This is a genomic window from Stenotrophomonas sp. YJH_SMC_123, from assembly GCF_059368215.1.
Genome location: NZ_JCAFRM010000013.1, coordinates 1 through 18776, shown reverse-complemented (window position 1 = coordinate 18776; position 18776 = coordinate 1). Strand labels below are relative to the sequence as shown.

General features: G+C 68.2%; 22 protein-coding genes. All 22 read right to left on the bottom strand.

What is annotated here, in order from left to right:
* Nucleotides 1-23: 23 nt before the first annotated feature.
* A complete protein-coding gene (gene fliP / locus AC5P5W_RS20145) occupies nt 24-803 on the bottom strand; it encodes a flagellar type III secretion system pore protein FliP (RefSeq protein ID WP_014647039.1) in 780 nt (259 codons plus the stop codon).
* Nucleotide 804: 1 nt separating this feature from the next.
* On the bottom strand, nt 805-1224 hold the full coding sequence (gene fliO / locus AC5P5W_RS20140; RefSeq protein ID WP_014037105.1) for a flagellar biosynthetic protein FliO: 420 nt from the start codon (nt 1222-1224) through the stop codon (nt 805-807).
* The gene (fliN, locus tag AC5P5W_RS20135) at nt 1221-1556 is read right to left on the bottom strand and encodes a flagellar motor switch protein FliN (protein WP_005409543.1); all 336 of its coding nucleotides are present in this window, start codon (nt 1554-1556) and stop codon (nt 1221-1223) included. The genes fliO and fliN overlap by 4 nt, the downstream gene beginning before the upstream one ends.
* A complete protein-coding gene (fliM, locus tag AC5P5W_RS20130) occupies nt 1553-2557 on the bottom strand; it encodes a flagellar motor switch protein FliM (RefSeq protein ID WP_014647040.1) in 1005 nt (334 codons plus the stop codon). Before fliM ends, fliN begins: the two co-directional genes overlap by 4 nt.
* Nucleotides 2558-2567: 10 nt before the next feature.
* Nucleotides 2568-3083, bottom strand: a complete 516-nt coding sequence (locus AC5P5W_RS20125; RefSeq protein WP_049441913.1) for a flagellar basal body-associated FliL family protein — start codon at nt 3081-3083, stop codon at nt 2568-2570.
* Between the two features lie 192 nt (nt 3084-3275).
* Nucleotides 3276-4442 (bottom strand): flagellar hook-length control protein FliK, encoded by a 1167-nt coding sequence (locus AC5P5W_RS20120; RefSeq protein WP_197574773.1) that lies wholly within the window; start codon nt 4440-4442, stop codon nt 3276-3278.
* Entirely contained in the window at nt 4442-4909 is a 468-nt protein-coding gene (gene fliJ / locus AC5P5W_RS20115) for a flagellar export protein FliJ (protein ID WP_014647043.1), read from the bottom strand. The genes AC5P5W_RS20120 and fliJ overlap by 1 nt, the downstream gene beginning before the upstream one ends.
* Nucleotides 4910-4912: 3 nt before the next feature.
* On the bottom strand, nt 4913-6298 hold the full coding sequence (locus AC5P5W_RS20110) for a FliI/YscN family ATPase (protein ID WP_197574775.1): 1386 nt from the start codon (nt 6296-6298) through the stop codon (nt 4913-4915).
* Nucleotides 6295-6936 (bottom strand): FliH/SctL family protein, encoded by a 642-nt coding sequence (locus tag AC5P5W_RS20105; protein WP_014647045.1) that lies wholly within the window; start codon nt 6934-6936, stop codon nt 6295-6297. Before AC5P5W_RS20105 ends, AC5P5W_RS20110 begins: the two co-directional genes overlap by 4 nt.
* Nucleotides 6933-7919, bottom strand: coding sequence for a flagellar motor switch protein FliG (gene fliG / locus AC5P5W_RS20100; RefSeq protein ID WP_024958226.1), 987 nt, complete (start codon nt 7917-7919; stop codon nt 6933-6935). The genes AC5P5W_RS20105 and fliG overlap by 4 nt, the downstream gene beginning before the upstream one ends.
* Nucleotides 7920-7926: 7 nt before the next feature.
* Complete coding sequence (gene fliF / locus AC5P5W_RS20095; RefSeq protein WP_014647047.1) at nt 7927-9573, bottom strand: flagellar basal-body MS-ring/collar protein FliF; 1647 nt, start codon at nt 9571-9573, stop codon at nt 7927-7929.
* 13 nt (nt 9574-9586) lie between these two features.
* Nucleotides 9587-9952: a flagellar hook-basal body complex protein FliE gene (gene fliE, locus AC5P5W_RS20090; RefSeq protein ID WP_014037113.1), complete on the bottom strand. Its 366-nt coding sequence runs from the start codon at nt 9950-9952 to the stop codon at nt 9587-9589.
* Between the two features lie 467 nt (nt 9953-10419).
* A complete protein-coding gene (locus AC5P5W_RS20085; protein WP_197576164.1) occupies nt 10420-10836 on the bottom strand; it encodes a hypothetical protein in 417 nt (138 codons plus the stop codon).
* A gap of 185 nt (nt 10837-11021) precedes the next feature.
* Complete coding sequence (locus AC5P5W_RS20080; protein ID WP_046430458.1) at nt 11022-12527, bottom strand: sigma-54 dependent transcriptional regulator; 1506 nt, start codon at nt 12525-12527, stop codon at nt 11022-11024.
* A complete protein-coding gene (locus AC5P5W_RS20075) occupies nt 12524-12901 on the bottom strand; it encodes a response regulator (RefSeq protein WP_010485922.1) in 378 nt (125 codons plus the stop codon). Before AC5P5W_RS20075 ends, AC5P5W_RS20080 begins: the two co-directional genes overlap by 4 nt.
* A 14-nt stretch (nt 12902-12915) precedes the next feature.
* On the bottom strand, nt 12916-14325 hold the full coding sequence (rpoN, locus tag AC5P5W_RS20070) for an RNA polymerase factor sigma-54 (RefSeq protein WP_495221414.1): 1410 nt from the start codon (nt 14323-14325) through the stop codon (nt 12916-12918).
* Between the two features lie 321 nt (nt 14326-14646).
* Nucleotides 14647-15279 carry a response regulator gene (locus tag AC5P5W_RS20065; protein WP_032959406.1) on the bottom strand — a complete coding sequence of 211 codons (633 nt, stop codon included), beginning with the start codon at nt 15277-15279 and terminating at the stop codon, nt 14647-14649.
* Nucleotides 15280-15371: 92 nt separating this feature from the next.
* Entirely contained in the window at nt 15372-15950 is a 579-nt protein-coding gene (locus AC5P5W_RS20060; RefSeq protein ID WP_014647052.1) for a PilZ domain-containing protein, read from the bottom strand.
* On the bottom strand, nt 15947-16240 hold the full coding sequence (locus AC5P5W_RS20055) for a hypothetical protein (protein WP_032959403.1): 294 nt from the start codon (nt 16238-16240) through the stop codon (nt 15947-15949). The genes AC5P5W_RS20060 and AC5P5W_RS20055 overlap by 4 nt, the downstream gene beginning before the upstream one ends.
* Complete coding sequence (fliS, locus tag AC5P5W_RS20050; RefSeq protein ID WP_005416447.1) at nt 16237-16653, bottom strand: flagellar export chaperone FliS; 417 nt, start codon at nt 16651-16653, stop codon at nt 16237-16239. The genes AC5P5W_RS20055 and fliS overlap by 4 nt, the downstream gene beginning before the upstream one ends.
* A gap of 128 nt (nt 16654-16781) precedes the next feature.
* The gene (gene fliD, locus AC5P5W_RS20045; RefSeq protein WP_014647054.1) at nt 16782-18197 is read right to left on the bottom strand and encodes a flagellar filament capping protein FliD; all 1416 of its coding nucleotides are present in this window, start codon (nt 18195-18197) and stop codon (nt 16782-16784) included.
* A 441-nt stretch (nt 18198-18638) separates the two neighbouring features.
* Nucleotides 18639-18776, bottom strand: a 138-nt coding sequence (locus AC5P5W_RS20040) for a flagellin (protein ID WP_279923195.1), incomplete at its 5' end; no start/stop codon positions are given.

Below are 18776 nucleotides of genomic sequence, written 5' to 3'. Positions count from 1 at the left end.
TCTTTCAATCGCGCCGGATCGCGTCACGCGGGATTGAAGCTGGCCGCCAGCGTGCCCACGGTCAGCACCCAGCCATCCACCAGCACGAACAGCAGGATCTTGAACGGCGCCGACACCAGCATCGGCGACAGCATCATCATGCCCATGGACATCAGCACGCTGGCGACGACCAGATCGATGATCACGAACGGAATGAAGATCAGGAAGCCGATCTCGAAAGCGGTCTTCAGTTCGCTGGTGACGAACGAAGCGACCAGCACCGGGAACGGGATCGCATCGGGGCTGGCGTAGGTGCCGTGCCCGGCGATGCCGGCGAAGGTCATCAGGTCGGTCTCGCGGATCTGCGCCAGCATGAACCCGCGCAGCGGCTGCGTGGTCAATGTCCAGGCGGTCTGGAAGTCAATGTCGCCGTTGAGATAGGGCGCCATGCCCGTGCTCCACGCCTTGTCCCAGGTCGGCATCATCACCATCGCGGTGAGGAACAGGGCCAGGCCCAGCAGTACCTGGTTGGACGGCGTCTGGCCGGTACCCAGTGCTTGGCGCAGCAGGCCCAGCACGATGATGATGCGGGTGAACGAGGTCAGCACCAGCAGCATCGACGGGATCAGGGTGATCGCGGTCATCAGCAGCAGGGTCTGCAGCGGCAGGCTGACCGGCTGGCCGCCGATCTTGCCGACGTTGACGTCCGGCAGCGGGGTGGCCGGGGCGCCGGGCGCGGCGAACGCCAGCACCGGCAACAGGCACAGGGCAAGCAACAGCAGCCACGGCATCAGGGTGGCAACACGGGTACGGGTGACACGCATGTCAGGGGTCCTTGCGCAGCCGCTGCTGCAGCAGCTGGGCGAAATTCGGCAGGTTCTTGAAGTCCGGCACGCGCACCGGCGCCGGTGGCGGCAACGGTTCGGGCAGGGTATGCAGGGTGTTGATGCCGCCGGCGGTGACGCCCAGCAGCAATTGCTGGCCGTTGACCTCCACCACCACCACGCGCTCCTTGGCGCCGACGCTGAGGCTGGCCACCAGCTTCATGCCTTCGGCCGGGCGGAAGCCGCTGCCGGGCATGCGCTTGAGCAGCCAGCCCAGGCCGATCACCAGCGCCAGCACCGCCAGCAGCGCCAGCACCGCACCGAACAGGCTGGGTGCGGCGGCCGCGTGCTGGCCGACCTGCGGGCCGATCGGCGCTGCGGTCTTGCCGACCGCCAGCAGGGTGGAGGCCAGCAGGCTCAACGCAGTCTCCGGATCCGCTCGCTCGGGCTGACCACGTCGGTCAGGCGCACACCGAAGCGGTCATTGATCACCACCACTTCGCCGTGGGCGATCAGGGTGCCGTTGACGAACACGTCCAGCGATTCGCCGGCACCGCGCTCCAGTTCCACCACTGAACCCTGGTTGAGCTGCAGGAGGTTGCGGATCGGCAGGCGGGCACGACCGACTTCCAGCGACAGGGTCACCGGCACATCGAGGATCACGTCCAGGTTCAGGTCCGGACCGTTGGCCTCGTCGGCCTGCAGGCTGCTGAACTGGGCCGGGGTCGGTTCGAGGGCGTCGATATCGTTCATTGCGGGTCTTCCTGGATGACGGGTACGCGCGGGCGGGTGCCCGGCGGATGGGTAGCGGTGATCTTCACGGCGTTCATGCCGTTGGCGATGCCGAACTCGCCGGTGAACACAGGGATGTTCTCCACGCACAGCGGCACCTGCGGGCTCAGCTCGATCGGCAGGATGTCGCCGACCTTCAGCTGGGTCAGGTCGCGCAGGGTCATGCGCTTGCTGGCCAGTACGCTGGACAGGGTGACTTCGGCGATGTTGAGCTGCTCGCGCAGGGTCTTGCCCCAGCTCTCGTCGCGGTCGTTGCGGTCGCTCTGGATGCCGGCGTCGAGCAGTTCGCGGATCGGTTCCAGCATCGAGTAGGGCAGGGTGACGTGGATGTCACCGCCGCCGCCGTCGAGCTCGACGTGCAGGCGGCACACCACCACGTACTCGCGCGGGGTCACGATGTTGGCGAAATGTGGGTTGATCTCCGAGTTGATGTACTCGAAGTCGACGTCCATCACCGGTGCCCACGCTTCGCGCAGGTCGGCGAAGGTCTGCTTCAGCAGCAGGTGGATCACCCGCATTTCGGTGGCCGTGAATTCGCGGCCCTCGATGCGGGTCGGGTAGCGCCCGTCGCCGCCGAAGAAGTTGTCGACGATGGCGAACACCAGGGTCGGCTCGAACACGATCAGGCCGGTACCGCGCAGCGGCTTGAAGCGGATCAGGTTCAGGTTGGTCGGCACATACAGCGAGTGCATGTAGTCGTTGAACTTGATCAGTTCGATGCCGCGCACCGACAGCTCGGCCGAGCGCCGGATCAGATTGAACAGGCCGATCCGCCACAGGCGCGCGAAGCGCTCGTGGACCATTTCCAGGGTCGGCATGCGACCACGGATGATGCGGTCCTGGCTGGCGAAGTCGTACGAGCGTGCTTCGCCTGACGGGGGTTCCGCATCGGTCTCGACCGCGCCGCTGTCCACGCCGTGGAGCAGGGCATCGATCTCGTCCTGGGACAGCAGATCATTCATCGGGGGGCCCTTACTGGGTCACGAAGCTGGTGAACAGCAGATCGTCGGCGCCGTTGCTGCCGGTCTCGGCCTTGAGCACCTTCTGCACCTCGGCCAGCGAACTGGCCTGCAGCTTCTGCTTGCCGGCGACATCGGCGATCTGGTCCGGGCTGACCTGCGAGAAAAGCATCAGCAGGCGCGCGCGGATGGCCGGGGCATGGGTCTTGATCGCTTCCAGCGCGGCCGGGTCGCGGGTCATCAGCTGGACCTCCAGCTGCAGGTAGCGCGGGCCGTCGACCGGGCCATTGAGGTTGACCACGAACGCCGGGTCCAGCGCGAAGTACTGTGCCGGGGCCGGCGTCGCGCTCTTCTTCGGCGCCTGCGCGGTCTTCTCTTCGTGCTTGGACTGGGTGAAGAACCACACGCCGCCACCAGCGGCAGCGGCGGCCAGTACGGCCACCAGTGCGGTGATCAGGATCGGACTACGCGGCTTGGCGGCCTTGTCCTTCTCGGCGGTCTTCTTGGTTTTGTCAGCGGCTGCGGCCACGGGGTGAAGCTCCTGAGGGTTGCTTCACCGGGATATGCAAGGGGTGTGCCGAAGGCTGGGCCCGCAGGGTGCGACGGAATTCCGTCGGGGTGCAGGTAGGGCCGTGCGGAGCAAGCTCCGCACCCACCAACGCAATACGGGGAGGTGCCAACCGCCCGCTCTGGTGGGTGCCAACCTTGGTTGGCACACCTGTCAGGCGTAGGCGTCCAGCAAGCCGCGCTGGCGGATCAACTGCGCGGACGACACGCTGGCATCGCCCGGCGTCGGTTCTCCGTCGCCGGTCATGCCGCCGCCACCGGGTTGTCCCGACGCATTGCCGTCACCACCAGACGCGTGGTGGCCGACATCGGCGTGAGCCAGCTGGAAGCCCTGTTCGCCCAGCAGCTCGCGCAGGCGCGGCAGGCTGCTTTCCAGTGCCTGGCGCACGTCCACGTGCGGGCTGCTGAAGCTGGCATGCACCTTGTCGCCGTTCAGCTGCAGGCGCACGTCGACCGGCCCCATGTCGTCCGGGCTCAGGCGGATGTGGGCATGGCCGATCTTCTGGTCGGCCAGCCAGCCCAGGCGTGCGCCGATGGCCTGGTCGAAGCCATCGTCACCCAGAACGGGCTTGGGCGTGGGTTCGCCATTGAAGATCGCGTTGCGGGTGGCGAGCGCCGCCTTCAGGTCCTGCACGGCGGCCGCTGCCGGTGCGTGCAGCAACGGTGTACCTGCGCGGTCGCCAACGGCGGCCACGTCACTGCCTTCGCCGCGCTCGCTGCGCTTGCCGGGCAGGCTCATCTCCGGCAATGGCAGCGCGGTGGCATCCTCCGCGCTGGTCGCCGCCGGTTTGCCGTCGGCCGCCACGGGGGCTGCGGTTGCCGCTGCCGGCGCGGCTGCAGGCAGTGTCGGGGTCGCGGCGGGGGCAGTGGTGGGTAGCGCCGTACCGCTGGCCAGTGACGGTGCAGCGCTGCCCGCCAGAGCGACGGCCTGATCGGCAGGCGTCGGCATCGCCAGCACCAGGCCGGCCAGGCCGATCGGTGGCCACGGGGCGTCCTCGGTCTCGGCGGGCTTGTCCTTGTCGGTGCCGGGTCCAGCCGGGGGCAGGGCAACGGGCGGTAGCGGCGGCGTTTCGGCAGTTGCCGCTTCCGCGTCCGCGCTGCGTTCGCCCGGTGCCTGGCCATTGCTGTCGGCGGTCGATGGCTGGCTGGGCGGGGACGGCGTCGGTGCGGTAGCGCTGCCGGCAGGCGCGGGCGCGGAGGGCGCACCGCCCTGCAGCAGCTGGCTGAAGTCCTTTGCGCCTTCGCTGCGCGCGGCGCGTGCGGCACTGTTGCTGGTGGCGGGCGTGGCCGGGTTGGCGCTGCTGGCGAGCGGGGCGGGCATCACGGGCGGCCTCCCTGCTCGGCGCCGTCCTGGTCTTCGGCCTGCACCAGGCGCGCGCGCCGCGCGCCAATGTCGTCCATCTCGCGCTGGTCGCGGCGGTCGGTCACCACCTTTTCCTGCGCGCGGTAGCTGGCGGCCAGCTGCTCCAGCACCGCCTTGTCACGGCTGGCCAGGATCAGCCGCGCGCGCTCGGCCTCCACTTTTTCGCGGTTGCCGTTGACCGTGGCCTGCTGCTGCTCGACCGCACTGTCCAGGCGATCAAGGAAGGCGCGGCGGTTCAGCAGCTGTGCCGGGCTGGTCGCTGCCATCTGGGCGTTGGCGTACTCCTCGGCATAGCGGCGCAGTTCGTCCAGGCGCGACAGATGGGTGTCGAGCACGCGCTGGCGTTCGGCCAGGTCGCGGGCGACCGCGTCCTCGTGTTCCTGGGCCCGCTTGAGCAGGGGATCGATGCGCTTGGACTGGTTCATGGCTTAACTCTCTTGTTCCACCAGGCGCTGCAGCGCCGCCTGGCTGTGCGGGAGATCTGCGGCCTTGGCAACGTCCTGGCCGAGGAACTCCATGATTTCCGGCCAGCGTTCCAGGGCTTCGTCGGTGGCCGCGTCGTTACCACGCTGGTAGGCACCGATCGCGATCAGGTCACGGTTGGCCGAGTACGCCGAGACCAGTCGCTTCAACTTGCGGATGCGCAGGCGCCACGGCTCGTCGGCGATTTCCGTGACCACGCGGCTGACCGACGATTCGACGTCGATGGCCGGGTACAGGCCGCTGTCGGCCACCCGGCGCGAGAGCAGGATGTGGCCGTCGAGGATCGCGCGTGCGGCGTCGGCGATCGGATCCTGCGGATCATCGCCTTCGGTCAGTACGGTGTAGAACGCGGTGATCGAGCCGCGGCCCTTTGCGCCGTTGCCAGCGCGTTCGACCAGCGCCGGCAGCTTGGCGAACACCGAGGGCGGGTAACCGCGGGTGGTCGGTGGTTCACCGACCGACAAGCCGATCTCGCGCTGCGCCTGGGCGAAGCGGGTCAGCGAGTCCATCAGCAGCAGCACGTTCAGGCCCTGGTCGCGGAACCACTCGGCGATGGCGGTGGCACGGTAGGCACCGTGCAGGCGCGCCAAGGGTGGCCGGTCGGCGGGGCTGGCCACCACCACGGCGCGGCGCAGGCCTTCCTCGCCCAGCGTGGTCTCGACGAAATCGCGTACTTCGCGGCCTCGTTCACCAATCAGGCCGACCACGATCACGTCGGCAGCGGTGTAGCGGGTCATCATGCCCAGCAGCGTCGACTTGCCGACGCCGGAACCGGCGAACAGGCCGACACGCTGGCCGCGGCCGATCGGCAACAGCGCGTTGATCGCGCGCACGCCCACGTCCAGCGGCTGGGTGATCGGTTCACGCGCCAACGGATTGATCGACACGCCGGCCATGCCGACATGCCCTTCTGCGCGGATCGGGCCCTTGCCATCCAGCGGCACGCCGTCGCTGTCGATGACGCGGCCGAGCAGGCCTTCACCCACTTCCACGCCGCCACGCCGCGCCGACGGTACCACGCGGGCGTTGGGCAGCAGGCCGTGCAGTTCGGCGCTGGGCATCAGGTAGGTGCGCTCACCGGCAAAGCCGACCACTTCGGCATCGACCCAGCCACCATCGACCACTTCCACCTTGCAGCTGGCGCCCAGCGGCGCCTCGCAGCCGACCGCTTCCAGGGTGAGCCCGACCGCGCGGCGCAGCACGCCCTCGCGGATCAGCCCACGGCCATGCGCGGTATCCACGCGCAGGCCGTCCAGGCGGCGGGCCAGGCGCAGGTTGCGGGCCACGGCCCAGTCGGCCGGCGGCGGCGTCGTTTGCGATGCGGCGCTCATGCCGTCGCCCCGGTCTGGCGGATCACCGCATCCAGCGCACCGCGCAGGCGGGCCTCCAGGGTGCCGTCGATGCGTACGGCTTCGGCGTGCACGCGCAGGTCGCCACGGCTGAGGCTGGTATCCGGTACCAGGCGCTGCGCCGGCGACAGGTTCAGCAGCGGGGCAAGCGCGGCGATGTCATCCGGGTGCAGCCGCACTTCCACCTCGCGGGTGCTGCCGCCCACGGCGTCAATCGCTTCGCCGACCAGCTGCGCCAGCAGTGCCGGCTCGGCCTCGTAGGCGCGGCCGACCAGCGCGCCGGCGATGCGCACCGCCAGTTCACCAAGGGCGCCGACCACTTCGTTCTCCAGCCGCACCAGCGGCCGGCTGAAGTTGTCGAGGATGCCTTCGATCTGCGCGGCGAGGCGACGCACCTCCGCCTGGCCCTGGCCGTACCCTTCGGCATGGCCCTGATCGAATCCTTCCTTCTCCGCGCTGTCCTGGATCGCCTGGATTTCCTCCAGGGTCGGCAGCTGCAGCGGCGGCTCCGGTTCGTGTTCCGGGTCCGGCTCGGTGAGTTCGAACGCGTCCTCCTGCTCCAGCGCCGGTTCGGGCTGGGCCAGCAGGTCCGGGGCAAGCCAGCGCACGACGTTGCTCACAGCATGGCCTCCGCGCTGCCGCCGATGGTGACGGTGCCTTCATCGGCCATGCGCTTGACGATGGCCAGGATCTCGCGCTGCGCGCCTTCCACGTCGGACAGGCGCACCGGCCCGCGGGCTTCCATGTCTTCCAGCAGGATCTCGGCCGCGCGCTGCGACATGTTGCGGGTGATCTTGTCGCGCACCTTGATGTCGGCGCCGCGCAGGGCCAGGCCCAGGCGCTCGCCGCTCACCTCGCGCAGCACCAGCTGCATCTCGCGGTCGTCCAGGTCGACCAGATCGTCGAACACGAACATCAGGTCCTGGATGCGGTTGCTCAACGGCGCATCGATGCGGGCGATCTCGCCCAGGATCGCCTGGTCCTGGCCGCTGTCCATGAAGTTCAGGATGTTGGCCGCGCACTGCACTCCGCCGATGTTGGACGACTTCAGGTTCTGGTTGCCGGCGAACTGGCGCTCCATGATCTCGTTGAGTTCATTGAGTGCGTTCGGCGGAATGCCGTCGAGGGTAGCGATGCGCAGCAGCACGTCCACGCGGGTACGGTCCGGCAGCAGTTTCAGCGCGTCGGCGGCCTGGTCGGTTTCCAGGTGCGCCATCACGATGGCGATGATCTGCGGGTGCTCGTTGCGCACCAGGTCGGCCACCGCACGCGGGTCCATCCACTTCAGCGCGTCCAGGCCGGTGGTGTTGCGGCCCAGCAGGATGCGGTCGATCAGGTTGCCGGCCTTCTCGCTGCCCAGCGCCTGCACCAGCATGTTGCGGATGTAGTCGTCCGAGCCAACGCCGAGTGAGGTCTTCGAGCCCAGCTCCTGGCCGAACTGGTCCATCACCCGCTCAACCTGCTCGCGGGTGATGTCGGTCATGGTGGCCATGGCGATGCCGATTTTCTGCACCTCCTTGGGTTCCATGTGGCGCAGCACTTCGGCCGCGTCCAGCTCACCCAGCGAAAGCAGCAGTACGGCGGCGCGCTGCACGCCAGTCAGTGCGGCCTCAGTCATTTGCCACCCAACCCTTGACCACCTGGGCCACGCGCTTGGAGTCGGTCTTCACGGCTTCACGCGCCATCCGCAATCGTTCCTCATATGAATCCACCGGCAGGGCCAGTGCTTCCGGCCCGCCCAGGCTGGCCCGGTCAGCACCCAGCGCCGGCAGCGGCATGCCATCGTCATCGACCAGCTGCACGTCCGCGGTATGCGGCTCGAGTGCCTGTTCGTCGTTCTTCCTGCTCTGGCCGGTGATCGCGCGCAGCGCCGGACGCAGCACGCCGAACAGCAGCGCCAGCACCACCACCGCGCCAAGCAGCATGCGGCCGGCATCGTGCACCCACGGCAGCTCCCACCACGACGGGCCTTCGACCGGCGTGGTGTCACGCACGAACGGGGCATTCATCACCGACACGGTGTCGCCACGCTCGGCGTTGAAGCCGACGGCCTGCTTGACCAGCGCTTCGACGCGGGTCAGTTCGGCAGCCGACAGCGGCTGCGGGCTCATCTTCCCGTTGGCGCCGGCGCGCGGCACGTTGTCCACCAGCACTGCCACCGAGACGCGCTTGATGCGGCCGGCCGGCTGGCGGGTGTGCTGCAGGGTGCGGTCCAGCTCGTAGTTGCGGGTCGCGTTCTTGCTGCTTTCGGTCGGGGCCTGCGCGGTGGCCGGTGCGGCCTGCTGGCCCGGCGGGCTGTTGCTGGTCGCACCCGGCACGCCCTGCGGGCCCGGCGTGCTGGTGGTGTTCTCGCTCATCTGCTCGCTGCGCAGCTTCTGCGGCTCGCCGTTGTAGAGCTCGCGGGCTTCCTCGGTCACCGAGAAATCCATGTCCACGCTCACTTCCGGGTTGACGCGGCCGGGGCCGGTCATCGGTTCCAGCAGTTCGCGGATGCGCTGGTTGAACGAGGTTTCCTGGCGGCGCACCTGCTCGAACTGGGCCGCGTTGACCGCCGCCTCGCTGTTCGGGTCGGTGATGCTGAGCATGCGCCCGCTCTGGTCGACCACGGTCACCCGTTCCGGCGCGAGGTCCGGAATGCTGGCGGCGACCATGTGCACGATGGCATCGACCTGGCTGCGTTCCAGCTGCTGGCCGCCACGCAGTTCCAGGGTGACCGAGGCGCTGGCCACGTCACGCTGGCGGGTGAACGCGCTGGGCTTGGGAATGGCCAGGTGCACGCGCGAATCGCGCACCGGGCGCAGCGTGTTGATGGTGCGCGACAGCTCGGTTTCCAGCGCGTGCTGGTAGCGCGCGCTTTCCACGAACTGGCTGACACCAAAGCCCGGGTCGCGTTCCATCAGCTCGAAGCCCAGCTTGCCGCTGTCGGTCAGGCCGGAGCCGGCGAGCTTCAGGCGGGCATCGTGCAGGTTCTTTTCCGGCACGGTGATGCCACCGGTGGCCGGGTCGAGCGCGAACGGAATCTGCGCGGCGCGCAGCAGGTCGGTCGCTTCAGCGGTCGCCTTCTGGTCCAGGCCGGTGTACAGCGGGACCATGCCCGGCTTCTGTGACCAGAAGAACACGGACAGGCCTGCCGCCACCGCCACTGCGATCATCGCCATCAGGCCCAGCCGACGGGTGATCTGCAGACTCTGCAGGCGGTCGAACCATTGCCCGGCCTTCTCGGCGTTCAGGCTGTCCTTGGAGAGCGTCAGTGCCATGCGTCAACGTTCCTTACAGCGGCATGTTCATCACGTCCTGGTAGGCCTGGACGAGACGGTTGCGGACTTCCACGGTGGCGCGGAAGGCGATCTGGGACTGCTGCGAGGCGACCATCACCTTGGCCAGGTCGGCGCTGGGGTCGCCCATCTCGAAGGCCTTGGCGAGGGCGCCGGATTTCTGTTGCGCATCGTTGACGCCGGCAATCGCACCACGCAGGGTTTCGGTGAAGCTGGCCGGCTGCACCTGCGGCGCATCCAGCACCGTGCCCGGCAGGGCATTGCTGCGCGGCGTTTCGCCCAGCGGGTTGAGCGCCGGCTGTCCCATCTGGGTCTGATAGGAGCGGATCTGCGAAAGGATCGAAGTGACGGAGTGGGACATCTGCAACGGTTCCAGAAACAGGGATGGGGTTGTCTGCTGGAGCCAGTGCAAGTGCCGTGCCGAAACCGGTTTTCGATTCAGTGAAGTGAGGAGGTTGGGTGTGCGTGCGGGGTTGCACCCCGCGCCTCGCGGTAGTGCCGGCCGCTGGCCGGCAACCTCAACGGCAACGGCCGAAGCCGGAGCCGGAGCCGGAGCAACAGCAGAAGCGGGTCTACTGAGGGATGGCGGGGTGGGTCCGGTTACGGGGGACGCCGTAAATCCGTCCATGGAGGCTCGGTCGCGCCATCCATGGCGCTCACGCCCCCGCAACCGGACCCACCCCGCCTTCGACAGGTGGCCGCGATCTGTTGGAACTTGCTGCTGATGGTGGGTGCCGACCGTTGGTCGGCACGGGGTCGGATCCCGTTGCAACGCAACGGGCTCTGACCCCATTGGCGGCGCCATTTAACCGGCGTCGGTTTTCTGGCCTATGGCTGCAGGGTCCATCGGCCGGAATTCTGGCGCTGGCGCGGTGCGATGGGGCCGTCATGCTGGGTGTAGATGAAACGGCCCTGGCGGTCGCTCTGGCAGGTCAGCAGCAGGGTGTGGTGGGCGAGGCCGGCCGGATGGGCCTCGGTCATCTGGATTTCCGCGATATGCGGGGCCAGGCGCTGGTAGCGGTAGCTGCTGCCGATGCGGAGGTCGGTGCCGAGGATGTCCAGCACGTACTGGCCGCCAGCAAAGCTGAGCTGCACCATGCGTCCGGCGTTGGGGTTGTCCGGCGCGTACAACGGGTCGCTGAGGTTGGTGAACTGGCGTTGGTCGAGCGTGGCGGGCAGGGTGCAGTTGGCCGCGGTGGCCAGGGCCGGGCAGAGCAGGACGGCGAGCAGGATCAGGTGATGCATGGTGGGACCTCCTTGGGATGTCCCTGCCATGCTCCGCACCGCGATTCCGTTGTCTCTAGGAAAACGTGCAAATGCAATGGGGTCAGATCCCTTTCCGCAGGAAAGGGATCTGACCCCGGGCACCACAAACACCAACGCCCGGGCAAGCCCAGGCGTTCGTGCCCCCTTCATGCGGGTCGCGCGCTTCAGCCGGCCAGTTCGGCCTGCTCGCGCTCGATGCCGTACTTGCGCAGCTTTTCCACCAGGGTGGTGCGGCGCAGGCCAAGCAGCTGGGCGGCGTGGGCGACCACGCCCTGGGTGCGTTCCAGTGCTTCGTTGATCAGCCCCAGTTCGATGTTGGCCATGTGGTTGCGCAGGTCCAGGCCATCGTCGGGCAGTGCCGCCGGGGCGGCTGCGCGATTGACGGCGATGCCGTGCTCCAGCGCCGGCTGGTTGCCGCTGCCGGGCGTGTGGAACGAGAAGCTGCGCAGGTCCAGGCGTTCTTCGCTGGCAACCGGAGCTGCCGGCACCGCTGCGGCCACCGCTGCCAGCGCGGCATCGCCACGATAGCGGGCCGGCAGGTCCTGCACGCGCACCGAGCCGCCCGGATGCAGCACCGCCAGGCGCTCGACCAGGTTGGTCAGCTCGCGCACGTTGCCCGGCCACTCGTAGCCGGCCAGGGCCTGCAGGGCTTCCGGGGTGAAGCGCACTTCGCCACGGCCGGTGCGGGCCAGCTGCGCGGCGATGGTTTCCACCAGCGCCGGCAGGTCTTCGCGCCGTTCGCGCAGCGCGGGCACGTCGATCGGGAACACGTTGAGGCGGTAGAACAGGTCCTCGCGGAACTTGCCCTCGGCGATGCGGGTCTCCAGGTCGCGGTGGGTCGCGGCCACCACGCGCACGTTGCAGCGGATGGTCTGGTTGCCGCCAACGCGCTCGAAACTGCGTTCCTGCAGCACGCGCAGCAGCTTCACCTGCATCGGCAGGCTCATGTCGCCGATTTCGTCGAGCAGCAGGGTGCCGCCCTCGGCCATTTCAAACCGGCCCTTGCGCGCGGTCAGTGCGCCGGTGAAGGCGCCCTTCTCGTGGCCGAACAGTTCGCTTTCCAGCAGGTCGGCCGGAATGGCGCCACAGTTGATCGCCACGAACGGGCCATCACGGCGCGGCGAGCGCTGGTGGATGGCGCGCGATACCACTTCCTTGCCGGTGCCGGATTCGCCCAGCACCAGCACGGTGGTGTCGAACGCGGCCACCTGCTCGATCATGGTGCGCAGCGCGGTGACCGCCGGGCCGTTGCCGGTCGGCCCCTGGTCCTGCGCGGCGCCGGCCTGGTGCTCGGCATCCAGGCGCTTGAGGCTGGCACGGCGCAGCAGGGCTTCCATCTGCGCGTGGCGCAGCGGCGTTTCCAGTGGCCAGATGTTGGCCTCGTGCAGCCCGTGCTGCTGGGCAAACGCTGCAGCATCACCATCGGCCAGCAGCACCGGCGGCGGCAGGCTGCTGCCGCCCAGCCAGTGGTACAGCGCAGTGCTGGCGGCGCTGTCGTCCAGGCTGCCGACGATCACCGCCATCCAGTCGTTCTGGCGCTGGCGGCCCAGGTCGAAGTCGGCCGCGTCGGACACCCAGCGCGGGTTGAAGTCCATGAATTCCAGCAGGGCAACGGTGCGCTCTGCGCGCACGGCGTCGTTGTCCAGCACCAGGATGCGCGATTCGCTCACGATCGATCCTCCCTGAGGCCTTCCAGGATCGGCATGACTTCCTGGATGTAGGACAGCTTGCTGACAAAGTTGTCGGCGCCGGCGCGCAGCGCGTGTTCGCGGTGCTCGGCGTCGTCGAAGTGGCTGGCGATCACGATGTACGGTGCATCGTCCTGCGACTTGATCAGGCGGGTGGCCTGCAGGCCGCCCATTTCCGGCATCGCCAGGTCCATCAGCACCACCTGCGGGCGCAGCGTTTCCGAGCGCTCGATCGCTTCCAGGCCGTTGCCGGCACTGCCGACGATCTGCAGCCAGTCGATCTTGCGGAAATGGCGCATCGCCGCGTTGATGAAGCCCTCGTGGTCATCGACCAGCAGGACCGTGAGCTTGTTCATGTCCAACATCCTTTTCAGCCCACCCGGGCCAGCTGGGGTTGCCTGGCGCTGAGCCGGCGCCGTTCGCGGGCCGGGGCGATATCCAGTTGTTCTCGGTATTTTGCGACGGTTCGGCGGGCAATGTTCACCCCCTGGCGTGACAGCAGGCCGGCAATGGCCTCATCGGCCAGCGGGCGGCCGGCCGGTTCGGCGTCGATCAGGCGGCGGACCATGGCCTTCACCGCCTGGCCGGAGACGCTGGCGCCTTCCAGGCGCACGGCGAAGAAGTGCTTCAGTTCGAAGGTGCCGCGCGGGGTCTGCAGGAACTTGCCGGTGGTGATGCGCGAGACGGTGGACTCGTGCATGCCGATCTCCTCGGCCACTTCCTTCAGGGTCAACGGCGCCATGGCCTCTTCGCCACGGACCAGGAAGGCGGCCTGGCGCTCGACGATCACCCGCGCGGTGCGCAGCAGGGTGTCGTAGCGCATCGACAGGCCGCGGCTGAACCAGCGCGCCTCCTGCAGCATTTCGCGCAGTGCCGGGGCGGTGTCGCTGGTCTCGGCCAGGGCCTGTTCGTACTGGCTGTTGATCGACACGCGACGGCTGGTGGCCGGGTTCAGGGCGACCTTCCACTGCCCGTCGGCGTGCCAGGCGACCACGTCCGGCACCACCACGGCGTTGCGTTCGGGCAGCAGGCTGTCGCCGGGGCGCGGCTGCAGCGAGAGGATCAGGCGCACCGCCTCGCGCACGTCGTCGATCTCGGCGTCGTGCTGGCGGGCGAGGGCGGGGTAGTCGTGGGCCGCGAGCGCGTCGAGCGCGCCATCGAGAATGCGTGCCGCCAGGTGGCGGGCCGGCACCACGCCATGCAGGCTGCGCAGCTGCGCCTGCAGGCCTTCGCGCAGGTCCTGCGCGGCCATGCCGGCGGGCTCGCCATGCAGCAGCTGCTGGCGGATGGCTTCCACGCCGTCGACGGTGATGTCGAACTGGGCACTGGCCAGCAGCTGCAGCTGGGCCAGCGGCGCCTGCAGGTAGCCTGCCTCATCGCAGTGGTCCAGCCAGAACGCGGCCACCGCCAGCTGATGCTCGTCCATGTCCAGCGCCAGGCGCTGCAGCACGCGCAGCTGCGGGTCGGTCGACTCGCCAGCGGCGATGCGCGCCATGCGATCGTCGTCGCCGTCCTGCCAACTGGCGCCGGCCACGTCCCACATCGACGGCTCGGGCAGTTCGTCAAAGGCGGCGGTATCGAGGGTGGTGGCACTCGCTTCGGTGGCGTCGGCAGCGGGCGCCTCGGCCTCTTCGATCTCCAGCAGCGGGTTGGAGTCCAGCAGGCGCTGGATTTCCTGCTCCAGGTGCAGGCCATCGAGCTGCAGCAGCCGGATCGACTGCAGCAGTTGCGGGGTGAGGTGGAGTTGCTGGCCCAGCTGGGTCGAGAGTGCAGCCTTCATCGTGGTTCCCCGGCACCGCTCCCCGGCGCCTTGTGGAACGCATCTTGCTTTTGATCCGGCGGGGGCGGAATCGGGGGGTTCCTGATGCATTTCGTGGAACTCCCGACAGGGTGTAGGGGAATTCCCTACACCGACGCGGGAAATTGACGAAATGCGCCGCCAAGTCATTGATTTGTCGTGGCGAAGCCGCTGAGCGCGCGGCGGTCGGGGTACGGATTCCTGTCAGGGAATGTCGGGGTGACGGGATGTCGTCGCCGCTGCAGGGTGTCGCGGGGTCAGATCCTTTTCCGCGGGAAAGGGATCTGACCCCGATACCGGCGCCTACTCGAGCTCGTGCTGATGGCGTGCGGCCAGCAGAAGCAGGTCATTGGCGCGGCGGCAGCCCAGCGATTCCATCATCCGTGCGCGGTGGGTCTCCACCGTCTTGACGCTGATGCCGAGATCGGCGGCGATTTCCTTGTTGCTCTCGCCCTTGCCGATGCGGCGCAGGATCTCGCGCTGCCGTGGTGAGAGTGCGGCGATGCCGGTGGGTTTCTCGCGGCCCAGCATCGGCGCCAGCATCTTGGCCGAGATCTGCGGGCTCAGGAACACCTGGCCGGCGTGCGCGGCCCGCAGTGCCAGTTCCAGTTCCTGCGGTGCGGCGTCCTTCACCACGAACCCGACCGCGCCACGATCCAGTGCATCGCGCACGTGGGCGGCATCGTCGTGCATGGTCATCATCACCACCCGGGTACCGGGGGCACGCAGGCGGATGTCGCTGAGCGCTTCCAGGCCGGTGCGGCCCGGCAGCGAGAGGTCCATCAGCACCACATCCGGTGCGTGCTGCAGGGACAGTTGCAGTGCCTGTTCGGCGTTGCTGGCCTCGGCCACGAGCTGCACGTCGGCAAACCCCTGCAGCAGCCGCGCCAGGCCGGCGCGGACAAGGGTGTGATCGTCGACGATGAGAACTCGCACAGGCACGCAGCAGATCCGTGTAGGGGCATCCACCTTAACTTAGCTGAACGGGCGCGCCAAGGGTCGGCCGTACAGCGCCAAGGGGGCGGGTTTCACCGTGCGCGGCGTGCCTCGGCCACCTGGCGGCGGTGCAGGCGGAACAGGTGCCGCTCCATCGCCATCTCCAGGCCATCGCCCAAACGCTGGAAGCGCAGCCACAGGAAGTGCCCGCCGCTACCGTCGGCGGCTTCTGCGACGACCTCCACCGGCAGGTCGATGTGGTCGGGCAGCCAGTCGCTGGGCTGCAGGCGCACCACGCCGGCCTGGCCGGGGCTTGCGCCACTGCGCGGGCCCAGCTGCAGGCGGATGCCACGGCGCGACCAGCGCACCGGGCGCAGGGTCAGCTCCTGGCCCTGCTGGCGCACCAGCCGGCCGAGCAGCACCATCGCCAGGTCCAGCTTGGCTTCCAGGCGCTGCAGCTGCAGGCTGGCTTCGTTGCGTTCGTCGTGCTCGTCGCCGCGGCTGTCCTCGACCAGTGCCAGGCTGCGCAGCAGGCCTTCGGCGCTGCTGGTGCGACCGGCCGCGCTGCCCGCCTGGAACTCGGCCGGCAGGGCCAGTTCGCAGCTGAGCGTCTCGTCGAACAGCTCGCTTTCGGCCGGGTGATGCAGCGAGGTGGTCGGCAGCGAGGTCATGCCAGCGATTCTGCCTGCAGATAGGCATGCGCCGCGCGAAGGGAGCGCTGGCCGTCGTTCATCAGTGCGGCCACGGCATCACGGCGCTGGCGCAGCAGGCCGAGCAGACTCTGCTGGCGCTCGAACAGGGCGCTCAGCGGCGCGTGGTCCGCAGCGGTCAGCGGCTGGCTGAGCAGGGCGTGCAGGGTGCTGTCGTGGCCGTCGAGCAGGCTGTCGGCCTGGTCGAGGGATTCTTCGCCCAAGGCTCTCTCGAAGGCATCCAGCTGCGCATGCAGTTCCTGCAGGCTCATGGCGCCACCGCGGCCGGGCGGCGCTGTTCGTGCGGGATCGCGTTCCAGGCGCTGTCGATCTCGCCCAGCAGCTGCAGCGATTCATCCAGCGCGGCACGGTCGTTGTGCAGGTTGGCCTCGGTCAGGCGCTGCAGCACGTAGTCGTACAGCGCAGACAGATTTCCGGCGATCTCGCCACCGGCCTCATGGTCCAGCGAGCCGTTGAGGTGGCCGACGATCGCGCAGACTTCGCCGATCGCCTTGCCCTTGCCGGCCTGGTCACCGCGTTCAAGGCTGGCCAGGGCGCGGCGCACGCGCTCCAGCGCGCCGGCCAGCAGCATCGCCACCAGCTTGTGTGGATCGGCATCGGCGACCGCACTGGTCACCCCCACCTGGCGGTACTGCTCGGCATATTGACGGCTGGAACCGTACATTCGTGATTCTCCTTGCGCGGGGTGCCGTCGGGTGATCGCGGGGACCGGTGCCGACGGCGCGGCGATGATTGCTGTTGCGTCCGTTATCGGTGCATTGCGCGGCAAACTTGAGTGCCGTGCATGTTCCGTCAGCGGTTCAACTGGGCCAGCTGCTGCTGCAGCGCGGTGTTGCTCTGCTGCAGCTTGCCCATCAGGCTGTCCAGCGCCAGGAACTGCTTCTTGTAGCGTTCTTCCACGCTCTTCATGCGCGTGTCGAGGTCCTTGCGGCGCTTGTCGATGTTGTCCAGCGTGGTGTTCAGGCCCTTGGTGCGGGCAACGAAGGCGCCTTCCTTGCCGACCGTGGTGCTGACATAGCCGTCGACCAGCGTGTACAGCTTGCCGGCACCGCCGGTATCACCGGTGATCGCCTGGCGCATCTTCTCCGGCTGGCTGGCCAGTGCGGCGGCGAACTTGGTGGTGTCCAGGATCAGCGTGCCGTCGGCATTGGGATAGCCACGGGTATCCAGGCCGATCGCCTTGGCATCGAGCTTGTCACCGGCCAGGTCCTTGAGCACGCTCGACATCACCGAGCGCAGCTGGCTGGTGGCGCCGCGCATCTGCGCATCGCCGGTCAGCGTGGAGGCTTCCTTGGTCTTGGCGTCGTACTTGGTTTCGGTGTTGATCGCCGCCAGTGCAGCGTTGTAGGCGGTGACGAACTCCTGCATCACCTTGGTGGCTGCCGCAGTGTCCGTGCTGATGGTCACCGTGCTGGTGCCCGGCATCTTCAGGTTCAGGGTCAGGCCCGGAACCGCATCGGCCACGGTGTTGCTGGCGCTGACGACCTTCACACCATCGATGGTCAGCTCGGCGTCGGCGGCGGCGGTGTTCTGCTTGAGGCTGTTGACCAGGCCGCCCAGTTTGGCGTCGCTGCCGGCGTATTCGAGCTTGATCGCGTTGGCGGCACCGGTCTTCTCCTGGGCGATCGACAGGTACTGGTTGTCGCCGGAGCTGATCAGGGTGGCCTGCACGCCTTCCTTGCGGCCGGCCGCATCGATCTTGTTGCGGATGGTGGTCAGCGTGTCGCCGTCCTCCACCTCCACGTTCATGGTCTTGGCCTTGTCGCCCACGCCAACGGTCAGCGTCAAGGTTCCGGCAGCAAACGTGTCGGTCTTGGGTACCGAGGTATCGGCGATCAGTTTGTGCGCTGTCGCCAGCGAGGTGACATTGACCACGTGCGTGCCGTTGGAGGCCGCAGCCTTGGTGGTGCCAACGTCATACAGCGCGACCGACGCCGTCAGGATCTCGTCGGTGCCCTTGTCGCCGCCCTTGCTGGCGGTCACCGTGCGCGTGTCGAACGCCGTGGTGGCCTTCAGTGCGGTCAGCGCCGTCTTCAGCTTGTCGAAGGCAGAGGTGATGGTGCCGATCGACGACAACTGCATCTTGGCCTTGGACTGCTGCAGGTTCAGCGCATTGTCGGCGGGCTTGCGGTCAGCTGCGACCAGCTGGTTGACGATGCTGGAAATATCCAGTCCCGAGCCAATGCCACCGTATCCAAAGTCTGCCACGTCGTTTCTCCTGGTATCCGGGCCCGGCCGTCGTGCGGTGGCCCGTCGTCAACGAAAATAGCGGCCTGCGCCGCTGGGTCTTGAGGACTTCGTCGATGCACGTGCCGTGCCAATCGCCTGGCGCGGGTTCTGGCACGCGGGTTGCAGGAGGGCTGGGGCAGGGTGCGGGTAGGTTCACCGCGGGCTGCCGGGAGTCTGCAAAAAGCCCTCCCCCAATGCAGGGGAGGGATCAGGCTACTGACAATCGGGGGGAGACGAAGCCGCCCGGTACGTACAGTCAAAGGTACAGCGCTGAAAGAGAGGTCCGCAGGAGCGGGCGATGCCAAGCCGGTTCGGGAGTGATCCCGGGCCGGGCATGGCCCGCGCCTTCGTGCATCGTGGCTTCCCGGTTGCCGCTACCGTCGGTTCGATCCGACGGTAGCGGCGCCTTCTTGCCGTGGATCAGCGCAGCAGGCTGAGCACGCCCTGCGGCACCTGGTTGGCCTGGGCCAGCATGGCCGTACCGGCCTGCTGCAGGATCTGGGTGCGGGTCAGTTCGGCGGTTTCCTTGGCGAAGTCGGTGTCCTTGATGCGGCTGCG